The sequence below is a fragment of the Ihubacter sp. rT4E-8 genome (assembly GCF_049852125.1).
Taxonomy (GTDB): Bacteria; Bacillota; Clostridia; order Peptostreptococcales; family Anaerovoracaceae; genus Senimuribacter.
In genome coordinates this window covers 375582-389349 of sequence record NZ_CP187532.1, presented here as the reverse complement: position 1 = coordinate 389349, position 13768 = coordinate 375582, and the positions used below count along the sequence as shown (strand labels likewise).

General features: G+C 44.2%; 14 protein-coding genes and 1 other RNA gene. 4 read left to right on the top strand and 11 right to left on the bottom strand.

Annotation, left to right across the window (positions count from 1 at the left end; translation table 11 throughout):
• Window positions 1–73: 73 nt before the first annotated feature.
• The 3 genes from ACPW7J_RS01885 to ACPW7J_RS01875 all read left to right on the top strand — a co-directional run bounded on the left by ACPW7J_RS01885 (window position 74) and on the right by ACPW7J_RS01875 (window position 3141).
• On the top strand, window positions 74–1489 hold the full coding sequence (locus tag ACPW7J_RS01885; protein ID WP_425756138.1) for a sodium-dependent transporter: 1416 nt from the start codon (window positions 74–76) through the stop codon (window positions 1487–1489).
• Between the two features lie 255 nt (window positions 1490–1744).
• Window positions 1745–1912, top strand: a complete 168-nt coding sequence (locus ACPW7J_RS01880) for a hypothetical protein (RefSeq protein ID WP_425756136.1) — start codon at window positions 1745–1747, stop codon at window positions 1910–1912.
• Window positions 1913–1941: 29 nt separating this feature from the next.
• Entirely contained in the window at window positions 1942–3141 is a 1200-nt protein-coding gene (locus tag ACPW7J_RS01875; protein ID WP_425756134.1) for a sodium-dependent transporter, read from the top strand.
• A gap of 57 nt (window positions 3142–3198) precedes the next feature.
• Here the strand turns inward: ACPW7J_RS01875 and ACPW7J_RS01870 are convergent, their stop codons facing one another.
• The 3 genes from ACPW7J_RS01870 to ACPW7J_RS01860 form a co-directional block, all read right to left on the bottom strand.
• The gene (locus ACPW7J_RS01870) at window positions 3199–4590 is read right to left on the bottom strand and encodes a transglutaminase-like domain-containing protein (RefSeq protein WP_425756132.1); all 1392 of its coding nucleotides are present in this window, start codon (window positions 4588–4590) and stop codon (window positions 3199–3201) included.
• Window positions 4591–4740: 150 nt separating this feature from the next.
• Complete coding sequence (gene nifJ / locus ACPW7J_RS01865) at window positions 4741–8268, bottom strand: pyruvate:ferredoxin (flavodoxin) oxidoreductase (RefSeq protein ID WP_424960250.1); 3528 nt, start codon at window positions 8266–8268, stop codon at window positions 4741–4743.
• A gap of 167 nt (window positions 8269–8435) precedes the next feature.
• Window positions 8436–8696 (bottom strand): pro-sigmaK processing inhibitor BofA family protein, encoded by a 261-nt coding sequence (locus ACPW7J_RS01860; protein ID WP_161874328.1) that lies wholly within the window; start codon window positions 8694–8696, stop codon window positions 8436–8438.
• Window positions 8697–8810: 114 nt separating this feature from the next.
• Here ACPW7J_RS01860 and ACPW7J_RS01855 point away from each other — a divergent pair, with 114 nt between their 5' ends.
• Window positions 8811–9056 (top strand): DUF2508 family protein, encoded by a 246-nt coding sequence (locus tag ACPW7J_RS01855; protein ID WP_161874329.1) that lies wholly within the window; start codon window positions 8811–8813, stop codon window positions 9054–9056.
• Here ACPW7J_RS01855 and recR read toward each other — a convergent pair.
• The 8 genes from recR to ACPW7J_RS01815 form a co-directional block, all read right to left on the bottom strand.
• A complete protein-coding gene (gene recR, locus ACPW7J_RS01850) occupies window positions 9051–9653 on the bottom strand; it encodes a recombination mediator RecR (protein WP_161874330.1) in 603 nt (200 codons plus the stop codon). The genes ACPW7J_RS01855 and recR overlap by 6 nt on opposite strands.
• A gap of 10 nt (window positions 9654–9663) precedes the next feature.
• Entirely contained in the window at window positions 9664–10020 is a 357-nt protein-coding gene (locus ACPW7J_RS01845; RefSeq protein WP_161874331.1) for a YbaB/EbfC family nucleoid-associated protein, read from the bottom strand.
• 71 nt (window positions 10021–10091) lie between these two features.
• The gene (gene dnaX / locus ACPW7J_RS01840; protein ID WP_425756129.1) at window positions 10092–11741 is read right to left on the bottom strand and encodes a DNA polymerase III subunit gamma/tau; all 1650 of its coding nucleotides are present in this window, start codon (window positions 11739–11741) and stop codon (window positions 10092–10094) included.
• Window positions 11742–11809: 68 nt separating this feature from the next.
• An RNA gene (gene ffs / locus ACPW7J_RS01835) (signal recognition particle sRNA large type) lies at window positions 11810–12000 on the bottom strand.
• 147 nt (window positions 12001–12147) lie between these two features.
• A complete protein-coding gene (locus ACPW7J_RS01830) occupies window positions 12148–12546 on the bottom strand; it encodes a hypothetical protein (protein ID WP_425756128.1) in 399 nt (132 codons plus the stop codon).
• On the bottom strand, window positions 12536–13114 hold the full coding sequence (locus ACPW7J_RS01825) for a hypothetical protein (protein ID WP_425756126.1): 579 nt from the start codon (window positions 13112–13114) through the stop codon (window positions 12536–12538). The genes ACPW7J_RS01830 and ACPW7J_RS01825 overlap by 11 nt, the downstream gene beginning before the upstream one ends.
• Before the next feature lie 24 nt (window positions 13115–13138).
• Window positions 13139–13270, bottom strand: a complete 132-nt coding sequence (locus ACPW7J_RS01820; RefSeq protein ID WP_425757484.1) for a matrixin family metalloprotease — start codon at window positions 13268–13270, stop codon at window positions 13139–13141.
• Window positions 13271–13322: 52 nt separating this feature from the next.
• Window positions 13323–13460: a hypothetical protein gene (locus tag ACPW7J_RS01815; protein WP_425756124.1), complete on the bottom strand. Its 138-nt coding sequence runs from the start codon at window positions 13458–13460 to the stop codon at window positions 13323–13325.
• Window positions 13461–13768: the final 308 nt, after the last annotated feature.

Below are 13768 nucleotides of genomic sequence, written 5' to 3'. Positions count from 1 at the left end.
GGCATACATTGACTTATAATGGTAACAGAATAAAAATTTAATGCATTTATTCATTTTATTAGGAGGTAGTTCAATGGAACAAAAAAACAACAATGGCTTTAACAGCAATTTTGGATTCCTTATGGCTTCCATCGGATCTGCTGTAGGTCTCGGTAACCTTTGGTCCTTCCCGTACAAAATGGGTAACAGCGGTGGATTCGCATTTCTGCTCTGCTATCTGGTATTCCTGGTACTGGTAGGCTATCCATTGCTGATGGGCGAGTTTGCCATCGGCCGTAAAACGGGAAAAGCCGCTATCGAAGGCTTTGAGCACACCAACAAAGGTTTCAAAATTTTTGGTATTATCGAAACCATCGTACCTTATTTCTTAGTCGCATTCTACTGCACCTTCGGTGGATACATCATGAAATATCTGATCGCATCCATCGGCTGGGTTGTCGGCGCTGGAGATATCGGTACAACTAATGCAGACGAATACTTTGGAGGCTTTATCTCCAGCGGTTTGCCAGCTATCCTTTATATGGTAGTTTTCTGGGCTCTGACTGTATTTATCGTTTACATTGGCACTTCCGGTATTGAGAAATTCTGTAAGGTTGCGATTCCGGCTCTGGTAGTCTGCCTGATTATCATCATTGTCAGAGCATGCACTTTGCCTGGAGCAATGGACGGTCTTGCTTATATTTTCAAGCCTGACATGAGTGTATTCAAGGGTGCTGGATGGATTAAAGTACTTGGTACCGCCGGTAATCAGTGCTTCTTCTCACTGTCCCTGGCTTCCGGATGTCTCATCGCTTATGGCGCAAAGCTGTCCAAAGGTGAAAACCTTGAAAAGAACGCTGCAATCGTAGCAATTGCAGACACGCTTGTTGCTGTTATGGCAGGTATCTGTATTTTCCCTGCAGTATTCGCATATGGCTTAGCTCCTAACGCGGGTCCTGGACTTCTGTTCTCCACCATGGTTACTGTATTCCAGAACATGGGAAGCATTGGTCCTATCTTCAGCTTAATCTTCTTCCTGCTGATATTCTTCGCTGCTCTGTCCTCCTCCATCGGTATGATGGAAGGCGGTATTCAGGCTATGGTAGATGCACAGGAGAGAAAGGGCAAGATGGGCGGCAGAGCAAAATGTGTAGCGCTGACAGCTATTATCGCTCTTGCAGGCAACTTAATCGTAACCGGTGATGGTCTTGGTTCCTCCGGTTGGTGGAATCCACTGTCCGCATTCCTCGGCGCTGAAGCTGGAAAAGTATGGCTCGACTTCTTCGATCTGTTTGCAGAAGGTCTTCTGATGCCGATCGGCGCTACCGGTATGGCGATCATGCTTGGTTGGACCAGACTGAAATTCCTGGATGAAGAAGTAGCTGAAGGATCTAATTTCAAGACAAAAGGCTTTGTACATTTCTGTTTGAAGTATGTTGACCCTATCATCTGCGGTATTCTGATCATTGTATCCTTAAACGGATTCCTTGGATTTACTACTCTGTTCTAAGAAGCTGCATACATACTAAACATCATTCATATTATTTGATGCTAAAGCGGGATTCTTGCGAATCTCGCTTTTTTCTGTTTCACTATACATATCCATTAAAAAGAGATTGAATTTTATTCAGTTATTTATGCGTACAAACAAGTTTCAAAATCGTTTTATGTTTTGATTGACAAATAAAATAGGCATGGTATAATGATATTCGGTATAATACTTTGTCTTGGTATATATTATTAATTTTTTTGGAGGTAGTGTTTTATGGAACAACAACACAACAAGGGTCAATGGGGCAGCAGCTTTGGATTTCTCATGGCTGCGGTAGGCTCTGCTGTAGGCCTGGGCAACTTGTGGGGCTTTCCTTACAAGATGGGCATTAACGGCGGATTTGCTTTTCTGCTCCTGTACTTAATTTTAGTCGTTTCGTAGGCTTTGTTATCTGTGCTGGTGAACTGGCGTTGGGACGTCACACCGGCAAGGGCGTTGTAGGCGCTTATAAATCTATCGATAAGAAATACAGCTTTATCGGCTGGTTTGGCTGGATATCCCCGTTACTGATTCTGGGCTTCTACTGCATGCTGGGTGGCTACTGCATCAAATATGCGCTGGCTAATCTGGGCGATCTCTTTGGTGCAGGCTGGGGTGTAGGTGATACAGACAGCGGCGCTTTCTTCACTGATTTCTACACGGATCAGTTACAGACTGTCATTTATTCCGTCATCTTCGTTTTGCTGACCATTCTCATTGTCAGAGCAGGTGTTTCCGGCGGTATTGAAAAATTCACTAAAGTTGCTATGCCGGCTCTGTTCCTCATGCTTGTCATTGTCATTATCCGAAGCGTAACGCTGCCGGGAGCAAGCGAAGGTCTGGAATTCATGTTCAAACCAAATTGGGAAGTATTTAAAGGATCCGGCTTCATCAGTGTTCTCGCAGCTGCCGGAGGACAGATGTTCTTCTCTTTATCCCTCGGTATGGGTATCACAGTAACCTATGGTTCCTACATGAAGAAAAATGAAAACATTGAAAGAAACGCTTTGATCATACCATTTGCCGATACTGTCATCGCTATCATGGCCGGTCTGGCAGTCATGCCGGCAGTCTTCGCTTCTGGTTTAGACCCGGCAGGCGGCCCTGGGTTACTGTTTGTTACTTTGCAGACTGTATTCCAGGCCATGGGAAAATTAGGACCGCTCTTTGGCTTCCTGCTCTACGGACTGGTTTTCATCGCGGCGATTACTTCATCTATCGCATTGCTGGAAGCTGTCAGCGCTGTAATCATGGACAAGCGCGCAGAAAAGGGCAAACCAATTGACAGAAAAACCACTACTACCGTTATGGGCCTTATCGTTATGGCAGAAGCAATTCTCATCTCCTTAGACGGACTGGGCGCTAACGGATTCCCTCAATTCTTTGGTCAAAGCACTTGGTTAGACGCATTTGATCTGGTTTCTGAAGGCGTTCTGATGCCGTTGGGAGCTTGCTATATGGCTATCATTCTCCCAACAAAACTGGTAGATGAAGAAATCACTCTGGAGGGCAATAAATTCCGTACACAGATGTTCTTCGATTTCTGCATTAAATTCGTTGCCCCACTGATGATGGTACTGGTACTGATCGGCCAGATAGATACCTTCTTTGGACTGAAGATTTTCTCATAAAGCAAATCAAGCACAATATAAAAGAGCTGTTGAGAAAACAGCTCTTTTATATTTCTTCTATATCCGATGAATATCTATCTCTGTATACGAGCAGCTCCAATCGTTTCCGTACAAACCACGATCCATGTACTCAGCTTCTCCACATTGGTTGTCACAAGGATCCTCTCTCGGAAATTCCTTTGCCGGAATCAACTCAGCCTGGAACTGGTTATTGATTGGAATCCTGTATGGATCCGCGTTTCCGAAGAAATACTCCCATCTTTTCATATGGCCTCGCCGGTAAGCCGCTCCTCCGTAGGAAAGATCCGAATACAGCCATCCCTTTGACGGCAACCAAAACATCGCCCAGTCATGCTGCCCAATGCTGCCCGGTTTTGCATCTATACCCGACTGCCACTGTGCCGGTATGCCGCATATTCTGCAAAGAGTAATGAACAATAAAGCCTGAATACCGCAATCGCCTCTCTGATTAATTGCACAGTATTCACTAAGATTGTCAATAGCGGCATAATCCCTCGTGAAACGATACATCACCTTGGTCGTAATGTAATCATAGATATTACGCGCTGTCTTTAACATATCGCCGTCTTTGTCAACCAGTTCTTTCGCTAATTCTTTTAAGTAAGGCGTAAACTGTATATGCGGAAGCTGTTCCTCCAAGAACGGATGCAGCTCTGCAGGCACAGGCGCATATTCCTTCTCCATCCCTTTCATAGCGCCGTAGGATAAGTCCGTATACTTTGTCACATGATCAAAAGCATATTCAACCGTATATGACTGTCCTTTCATAGCGGGTCCTTCAAAGTAGGCTGAAGGATATCCATCATCCAAAGATGGAAGCGCCGCCGGTTCCGGCGATACAGTCAAAACCTGTAAATTATGAATCTGCTGCCGCTGTACAGGCAGCGGCACGTGAACGCGAACCTTACGGCCTTCCTCCAAACCAGTCGCCTCCAGATTCAACTGGTGACGAATATGGATATGGGCCGAAGTATCCTGTCCATCAGATAAATTCTCCAAAAGTTCATCCACGGCATCAGGCTCATAAACAACATTCTCTCCCAGAGCCTCCGCCTCTCTTTTACGAAATTCAGGATATACGTTAAACAGCGTCCCACAGAAGCTGCGCAGATAACGCGGTTCTTCATCCAAATAAATGAAATCCACCTTATTATCCAAACGCAATTCTTTCAGTTCTTCCACCGCGAAGGATGGTATTCTGCCTCGAATCTGCTCTAAAGCCTCCGCCTCCGTATAGATATAGCACTTTTCCAGATGCCGTAAATTGACCAGTTCTAATTCCAGTCTGCTCCGCATGGCCTCCGTCAATTCTCCCTCAAGGCGTCTCTCAATCAGATTACGCGCCCGGTCGAAATGTCCGCTCCACTTCTCCTTCATAATATCCTCTGGCAAAGGTACTGCAAGATATTTCAAATTATATTTGCTCATCGGCTCCATCCTTCCTCTCCGCCTTAATCAATTAAAGCTGTTATATTCATCATACCTTATTCCTGCAGAAAAAGCTATAGCCAACCGGTGAAATCTTTTCAAAAAAATATGGAACAGATTACTCTATTCCATATCTTTCATATTCATATCTTATTCTTCAGATAGCTTTTTATAATTCTCGTACTTTTCTCTTGCATCTGCTTCCGTCATAGCAAAGAGCTTATCAGCCGACTGAGGGAATTCCTTCGCTAACGACGCGTAACGGTTCTGTCCCATGATGAAATCTCTGAACGGTTTTGTCGGCTCCTTCGAGTCTAAGATGAACGGATTGCGACCCTTCTTTTTCAATTCCGGGTTGTACCGGTACAGATGCCAATACCCGGCCTCCACCGCCTCTTTGATATTGTCCTGAGACTTACCCATGCCCTTTTTAATCCCATGGTTAATGCATGGCGCATATGCAATGATCAAAGAAGGTCCGTCATAAGCTTCTGCTTCGGCAATAGCCTTCATGAACTGCGCTTTGTCCGCTCCCATGCCGACCTGCGCTACGTAAACATAACCGTAGGACATAGCCATCATGCCCAGATCCTTTTTCTTGATCTTCTTGCCTGACGCGGCGAATTTGGCGATGGCTGCTGCCGGCGTTGCCTTTGAGGCCTGGCCGCCAGTGTTGGAATAAACCTCCGTATCAAACACCAGTACGTTGATATTCTCGCCGGAAGCCAATACGTGATCTAAGCCGCCGTAGCCAATATCATAAGCCCAACCGTCGCCTCCGATAGCCCAGATGGACTTCTTAACCAGATAATCCTGATATCTGAGGATTCTGTCGCACAGCTGCTTCAATACATCGTCAGCAGTCTCCATATCCTCAATAGCCTTTAGAACCTTTGCCGCCGCAGCGATAGATTCCTCACCGTGATCCTTATATTCCAGCCATTCTTTGAAGGCATCCTTCATCTCGTCATCGATATCCAATTCCAGAAGCGCCTTCATATTGCTCTCAATTTTATCGCGAATCTGCTTGGTCGCCAGCACCATGCCGTAACCGAATTCAGCATTGTCCTCAAACAGAGAATTGGACCAAGCCGGACCATGTCCCTTCTCATCCGTACAATACGGCATCGACGGCGCAGACGCTCCCCAGATGGAGGAACAGCCTGTTGCGTTAGCAATCATCATTCTATCACCGAACAGCTGCGTAATTACCTTCAAATACGGTGTTTCACCACAGCCTGCGCAAGCGCCGGAGAACTCGAAATACGGCTGGCAGAACTGACTGCCCTTAACCGATTTTTTATCCACAGGCAGATCCTTCTTTGGAATCGTCATAGCATATTCCCAATTTTCAGCTTCATGTACCACATCAGCGTAAGCTTCCATTTTCAGCGCCTTTTCCTTTGCTGGACAAATATCCGCGCAATTACCGCAACCCATGCAGTCCAGCGCTGACAGCTGCATTCTGTAATGCAATCCCTCCAGCTTAGCTCCCTGGGCCTTGATCGTCTCAAAGCCTTTTGGCGCTTTCTTCAGCTCCTCATCATTGAGCAACACCGGACGAATAGCCGAATGCGGACATACGAAAGAACACTGATTACACTGAATGCACTTCGTCATATCCCATTTAGGCAAATGTACCGCTACGCCGCGTTTCTCGTACCGGCTGGTTCCCAGAGGAAATGAGCCGTCTGGGTGATTTACAAAAACACTTACCGGCAGGTCGTCGCCCTCCTGACTGTTCATCGGAATCAAAACTTCTTCGATAAACACCGGCAAATCGATAACCTTACCCTTCTCATCTTCTGCTTCCTTCCAGTCTTCTGGAATCTCGACCCTCTGAATAGCGTTTATACCTTCGTCTACAGCTTTCCAGTTCATGTCAATGATCTGTTGCCCCTTCTTCTTATAGGTCTTCTCTATTCCCTCTTTCAAATATTTGATCGCGTCATCAATAGGAATAACCTCTGTAAGCTTGAAAAACGCAGCCTGCATGATCATATTGATTCTGCTTCCCAATCCGATAGCTTCACTGATCTTCCACGCGTCAATAGTATAGAAATTGATCTCCTTCTTTGCCAGATCGCGTTTCACCTTTGCCGGCAGATGATCTCCCATTTCTTCCGGCGACCAAAGGCTGTTCAGCAGGAAGGTTCCGCCCTTACGCAGATCCTTCAGCATATCGTACTGACGCAAATAGGCCTGATTGTGACACGCCACAAAATCCGCTCGGTTGATCTGGTAGGTAGATTTAATCGGATTATGTCCAAACCGCAAATGGGAAATCGTTACGCCTCCGGACTTCTTGGAGTCATAAGCAAAGTATCCCTGCGCGTACATGTCGGTCTTGTCACCGATAATCTTAATAGCAGTCTTGTTCGCGCCTACCGTACCGTCAGAGCCCAGACCCCAGAACTTGCACTTGATCGTGCCCTCCGGTTCTCTGGAAATACCCACGGTATAGCCCAGAGAATGCCCTGTTACATCATCCTCGATACCTACTGTAAAATGATCCTTCGGGTGCTTGTGATACAGATTGTCGAACACCGCCTGAATCATACCAGGCGTCACATCCTTAGAACCCAGGCCGTATCTACCGCCGTATACTTCCGGCGCGTATTTTTCTCCATATAGCATAGTCTTAATGTCCTGATACAATGGCTCTCCAATAGCGCCCGGCTCCTTTGTTCTGTCTAAAACAGCAATTCTCTCTACTGTTCTCGGCAAAACATCCATAAAATATTTTTTAACAAAAGGCCGGTAAAGACGCACTTTGATCAGTCCTACTTTGTGACCCTCCGCAAGCAGCTTCTCCATAGATTCCTCTATGGTTTCACAGACAGAACCCATGGCAACGATGATATTTTCCGCGTCAGGCGCGCCAACATAGTCAAAGGGTTTATAATGTCTGCCAGTGACCTCGCCGATTTTATCCATATATTCTACAACAATTTCAGGCAGTTCATTATAGAACTTATTAGAAGCCTCCCTGGCCTGGAAAAAGATATCTGGATTCTGTGCTGTACCGCGAATCATCGGATGCTCCGGATTCAACGCCCGTTTCCTGAACTTGTCAACTGCATCCAAGTCGATCAGTTTTCTCAGCTCGTCATATTCTATCGTCTCGATTTTCTGAATCTCATGGGAAGTTCTGAATCCGTCAAAGAAATGTACAAAAGGCAGGCTTCCTTTAATAGCCGCCAAATGCGCTACTGCTCCTAAATCCATAACCTCCTGTACTGAACTGGACGCCAGCATGGCAAAGCCTGTCTGACGAGTTGCCATAACGTCTGAATGATCTCCGAAGATACATAAAGCGTGAGAAGATACACTTCTAGCCGCTACATGGAATACGGCGGGGAGCATTTCTCCCGCGATTTTGTACATATTCGGGATCATCAAAAGTAACCCCTGTGAGGATGTATATGTAGTCGTCAGGGCGCCCGATGAAAGGGATCCGTGTACGGTACCTGCCGCACCGGCCTCTGACTGTAACTCGGCAACTCTAACAGTCTGCCCGAAAATATTTTTCTTTCCATATGCCGCCCACTCATCGACTACTTCGCTCATAGTCGACGAAGGCGTGATCGGATAAATCGCTGCTACGTCCGTAAACGCGTACGAAACCTGTGCTGCGGCAGTATTACCGTCCATTGTTTTCATTCTTTTTTTAGCCATTAGATTTTCCTCCCATTCTCTCTTTTCTTCTGAACTAAAAAATTGTTTTAAACTCTAACAATTCGTTTTATTGTACAAACAATGGTACTACTTTAACTCATTACAGCAGAATTGTCAAGATTGTACGGACAATAATACAATATACATGAATATACATTTTGTATACATTAATTACAAATCAATAACAGCGTGATAACACCGGGCACGCCTAGTATTCCTACAGTTAATACGTTAACTACATTGATCGGTATCATGATTCCGATATTCATTCCAATGAAATTAATTACAATCAAAAGGACCGCTCCAACTAAACTGTTCGCAATTAGCTTCAGTATCATCTTCAGCGGCACCAACAGGGCCCGGCCCAGCAAAAAAATTAAAATCAACGCTCCGCCAAAGGTAAGATATACGCCCATTTCTATTCCCATGATAGCCCCCTTATATAAAAAATCGCGTTTCCTGGCTAAAGGTAAACGCCCCTTGTATAAAATATGCGAAAGTGGAATAAAATAGAATCAAATACTTGCAAAGGATGTGATTCCATGAAGTTAACTTTTCAGATCCCGGGTCTGTCCAAAATCCAGACTACCGCGGAAAAAAGCTCTCAGGCGCAGCAGCTGCTCTCCTATATAAAAAGCGCCCGCTCCGAAATGGAGCAGGCAGCCTGCTTGTTTAATGAACTTACGGACACCGCCGCTGTGGATTACGCATCCTATAGTTTCCTGGCGGCAAAAACCAAATACGAATATCTCATGAAGGAAGCCAAAGATCAGGGACTATCGCTATAGTTCCCTTCTTCCTTCCATCGCCTTTAGCAGCGTAACCTCATCCGCGTACTCTAAATCACCCCCAACAGGAATTCCATTGGCAATACGGCTGACTTTGATTCCTGAGGGTTTAATCAGCCTCGCTATATACATAGCTGTAGCTTCTCCTTCGATATTTGGATTTGTTGCCAAAATCAGCTCCTTGATATGGGTATTTTGCTGCAGTCGAACAATTAGCTGCTTCAGGTTAATATCTTCAGGACCGATGCCGTCCATAGGTGAAATCGCGCCGTGAAGAACATGATATTGCCCGTCAAACTCCTTAATACGTTCCATAGCCATGACGTCTCTCGGACTTTCTACAACGCAAATGACATCCTTCCGCCGACTGTTGTCACTGCAAATCGCGCACGGATCCTGATCTGTTAAATTTCCACAAATCGAACAATAGCGCATGTTGTCTTTTGCCTCTGTTATCGCAAACGCCAACGCCTGCGCTTCTTTATCCGGCAGGGAAAGAATATGGAAGGCCAACCTCTGCGCCGTCTTGCCGCCAATGCCGGGCAGCTTAGACAGTTCATTGATCAGCCGGCCTAATGGCCTGGGATACTGTTTCATGCCCTACATCCTATACTAAGCCCGGAATATTGAGACCTCCGGTGAGTTTTCCCATCTCCGCGTTGGAAATATCATCGACCTGTCTCATCGCCTCATTCACTGCTGCCACTACCAAATCCTGCAGCATTTCTACATCGTCAGGATCTACCACATCCTTATCAATTTGCAGCGTCACAATCTCCTTCTTTCCATTGACAGTAACGCTTACCGCGCCGCCGCCGGAAGTAGTAGTGATTTCCTTTTCCTCAAGCTCTGCCTGCATCTGCTCCATCTGCCGCTGCATCGCCTGCATCTGCTGCAGCTGCTTCTGCATATTGCCTGCGCCTGGCGCCTTTGGCTTCTTGCCTGCTCTCATGCCTTTTCCCATAAATCTTTCCTCCTGTTTTCTTCTTAAGCGGAATTATTTCCACACCTTGTTTATTGTTACGTTAATTCATTCTATTCTATACGAACTTTCACTCCCAGCTCCTGACTCACCTTCGCGGCCAATGTTTCCATTTCCTGACCCGGCGAATCCTTTTCTGGTTGTTGTCCGTCAGACTGAACTATCATTTTCAGCTTTTTCCCTACAATATTCTCCACTAATTGACAAATCTGATTCTGATTATCTCTTAAATACGTTTTGACAAATTCGCCGTGAGCGATTACTTTGAATTCCCTGTCATTGATTCCCGCCAGAGATGCTCCTGTTCGAATCAGGTTAAAGCTGCTCTTAATATCCTCTGCCTCCTCAAAAACTCTATTCCAGATTTCATCCAGTTCATAGGGTTGTACTGTATCGCCATTTTGCGGCGGCTCTGCCGTCATCTGTGCCCGCAAGGAATCTGCTTCCTCCTGTCGCGGCGAAAAAGCCGCAGCCTCTGGCAAAGGAGACTTCGTCTGGACAGATACCCTTTGATCAGTTCTCACCGGTCTTGGCGATACCGCAGCTTGTCTCGGAGATCGCGCCTGATTGCCGGCGCTGCCTCCCAGGGGCGCTGCCTCTGCCAATCCCGTTGCAATTGTGACAATGGCCAGCTCCAGCAAAACGCGAGGCTGGGTAGAATATCGCGCGTCATTGATGGTCTTTGACAGGGTGACAATGCCGTTATTAATTTCGTCTAATGATATCTGACTGCTTTGATTGCAGAGCTTTTCTATGTTTTCGGAAGACATATTGAGCATGTCTTCTGCATTTTTGATGTATTTAGTGATCAACAGGCTGCGGTAATGGCTCATCCAATCCTTCATCAGCTGTTTTACGTCCTTACCCTCCTGCAACGCCTGATCCAGCAATACCAACGCACCGGCCACATCATGAAGCGCCGCTCTCTCCGTAAGATCAATAAAGAATTCCTCTGACACTGTTCCCAGAAAATCCAGCACTACATCTCTGTCCAATTTTTTATCGCCTGCGGAAAGGCATTGATCCAGAATACTCAATCCATCCCTGACTGAACCGTCCGCATTGGCGGCTAGCAGTCTGAGCGCGCTTTCAGTGATCTCCACGCCCTTTTCCTGACAGATACGCCCCATATGTTCGATGAGAACTCGTTCCGGCACCCGTTTGAAATCCAGGCGCATACAACGGGACAGGATCGTCTGCGGCAATTTCTGCGGATCTGTAGTTGCCAGAATAAACATGACGTTCTCCGGCGGTTCTTCCAAAGTCTTCAACAATGCGTTAAATGCTCCTGTAGAAAGCATGTGAACCTCGTCTATGATATAGACCTTTTTCTTTCCCACTGCCGGTGGATATTTGACGCTTTCACGCAATTCTCGAATATTATCTACACCGTTATTAGACGCGGCGTCGATCTCGATTACGTCCATAAACGTGCCTTCTTTTATAGCCGTACAGTTAGCACAGTGACCGCAAGGCGGGATATTACTGTTCTCCTGCATCGTCTGTGCTGAAACGCAATTGACAGCCTTAGCCAATATTCGGGCAGTGGTAGTCTTTCCTGTGCCTCTGGTTCCGCAAAACAGATATGCGTGACTGACTGTACCGGTCTCTATCTGATGTTTCAAAATTCGAACGATATGATCCTGTCCGATAATTTCATCAAAGACTTCCGGTCTCTGCGCGCGGTATAAGGCTGTATACATATTCCGTCTCCTTTCGGGATGTGAAAGCGCGGACCGGATTCGCCGGCGAAAGGAGCGCGCCCGCACCCATACAATAAAATTGTCCTTTTATAGCTCCGCAGGCTAGGAGAAGGCTGATCTGCGGCACATAAGAACTTCCGCTTATTGCTGCTTCCTTCCGGACCTGACAAGGTTCACGGCATCCCATTGCGCAGGACCCAAACCATACCAGGCGAAGCTATAAAAGGACAATTTTTAATTCTCGTACATTTTATTATATTGTTTTTACGCGTATATGTCAAATGTTATTTTGTTCTTTACCTCTTTCTGTAACTATAAAAGACGATTGGAGCAGTTAGAATTAAAAAAGGGCAGGCTACATCAAGTCTTACCTGCCCTTTTCACAACCATAATTTATACGCTATTATTATTTACTGATAATATGACCACAGGGTATTTGAGAATTCCTGTCCACGAGAAGTCCCACATATCCCATATTTCCCATGGCGCTTTGCGTATTTCCAATTACTAGATACCTGAAATTCTTATAATTGTATTTATTTATAGCTTCTTCTGTTACAAAATTATATTCTAAATAATCTTTATATGAATCAAAATCCTTTTCTTCTGCTATGTTATAGTCGATTAATCTTGTACCCTTCATATTTTCTATATACGGTCCATATATCAAAGTATTTCTGACCGCTTGTTTTTTTAAGTCTGGCATTTCTCTCACATGAAACCATCCTCCCTCTATAAAAAGGAATAGAAAGAGCAAAACACCAGCTATAAATATCCCGATTCTTATGATTAATTTATTTTTCATATATCTTCTCTTTTACTGTTGATTGAAATGCTTTTAAGTCAGAAATATCTCTTGTATCCGTACCTTCCATCATAATCCTTTCACTTTTGTCTAATGGAATTTTACCAAAGTTTACTCCGAGTGGTATATACCATGCATCTGTTTCTGATTTTCTTAACAACAAAAGGTAGCTATTTCCTCTTTTCATTTTTTCATATCCAGCAATATGATAAACTTTGTTTAGCTCTTTGACATATCCCTCGCTTTCCATTATAGTAATTTGTTTGTCATTTAAGTCTCCTTTCTCAACAGATTTAATATTTACAGTCGAAAGAGTATAAACAGCAATTAAATCACCTTGCTCATTTTTTTCAACTATACTATCGCCTTCTGAAACCTTTTCACAAACTGCGATGACATCTGCTTTATCAATTAAATCATCCGTATCTTCATATCTAACAACTTTAGCATCAGCACAAATATGTTCAGGCAATTCATCTGTTTTACAAATAGCTATGATTATCATAAAAATTGCTGCACTTAAAACAATCGTCATAATAATTTTAATATAATTTATATGATACTTCATTTGATTCGCCCCCTATAATATCAGTTAATACAATTTTTTAATACCCGCAATATCATCTGACAGGGGGTATGCTTTATCATTAAAGCCTACTGCCCGCATTACAGATATGCTATTCTTACTCGTCTGGCAATGATCTAAACCAAGTGCATGACCCATCTCGTGCACGATTGTCTCATTTTTACGAGTTGTATTTAAACTTTTGAATGGTTTATAAAGCACCATATTTTTTACGAGCACTTTGGAGAAAAGTAACCGCATAACCATTAGAACAGGTAATGCTTAGAGTTAATGATACTATTATCAAAACTACACCTATTCTTATTTTTCTTAATGTTATATTGTTCATCTTTACTCACATACCTCCTTTTTTATGTTATTTTACTATGTTTTTTATAAATTTAATATTTTTATTTAACTTTATGGTATTGTATTATTTTATATTTATCAATACTATTTTTCAGAAACATAAAATTTCTCAAAATGATTTTAAATTTGAAATAAAGCAGATTAACTCTAACAAAAAATTTTATTTTACCAGATCCCATCTATAGAACCTATCCGAAAACAAAATTTGTATATACCTTCCGGGAACTTTAAATAAACAACAACTATAAAACCCTGCATGCTGAAATCCGCACACAGGGTTTACAAAAT

Excerpts from the sequence above, each read along its gene's own strand:
- ACPW7J_RS01885 (WP_425756138.1), top strand. The coding sequence starts at position 74 with ATGGAACAAAAAAACAACAATGGCTTTAACAGCAATTTTGGATTCCTT.
- ACPW7J_RS01880 (WP_425756136.1), top strand. The coding sequence starts at position 1,745 with ATGGAACAACAACACAACAAGGGTCAATGGGGCAGCAGCTTTGGATTT.
- ACPW7J_RS01870 (WP_425756132.1), bottom strand. The coding sequence starts at position 4,590 with ATGAGCAAATATAATTTGAAATATCTTGCAGTACCTTTGCCAGAGGAT.
- nifJ (WP_424960250.1), bottom strand. The coding sequence starts at position 8,268 with ATGGCTAAAAAAAGAATGAAAACAATGGACGGTAATACTGCCGCAGCA.
- ACPW7J_RS01860 (WP_161874328.1), bottom strand. The coding sequence starts at position 8,696 with ATGGGAATAGAAATGGGCGTATATCTTACCTTTGGCGGAGCGTTGATT.
- ACPW7J_RS01855 (WP_161874329.1), top strand. The coding sequence starts at position 8,811 with ATGAAGTTAACTTTTCAGATCCCGGGTCTGTCCAAAATCCAGACTACC.
- recR (WP_161874330.1), bottom strand. The coding sequence starts at position 9,653 with ATGAAACAGTATCCCAGGCCATTAGGCCGGCTGATCAATGAACTGTCT.
- ACPW7J_RS01845 (WP_161874331.1), bottom strand. The coding sequence starts at position 10,020 with ATGGGAAAAGGCATGAGAGCAGGCAAGAAGCCAAAGGCGCCAGGCGCA.
- dnaX (WP_425756129.1), bottom strand. The coding sequence starts at position 11,741 with ATGTATACAGCCTTATACCGCGCGCAGAGACCGGAAGTCTTTGATGAA.
- ACPW7J_RS01830 (WP_425756128.1), bottom strand. The coding sequence starts at position 12,546 with ATGAAAAATAAATTAATCATAAGAATCGGGATATTTATAGCTGGTGTT.
- ACPW7J_RS01825 (WP_425756126.1), bottom strand. The coding sequence starts at position 13,114 with ATGAAGTATCATATAAATTATATTAAAATTATTATGACGATTGTTTTA.
- ACPW7J_RS01820 (WP_425757484.1), bottom strand. The coding sequence starts at position 13,270 with ATGGGTCATGCACTTGGTTTAGATCATTGCCAGACGAGTAAGAATAGC.
- ACPW7J_RS01815 (WP_425756124.1), bottom strand. The coding sequence starts at position 13,460 with ATGAACAATATAACATTAAGAAAAATAAGAATAGGTGTAGTTTTGATA.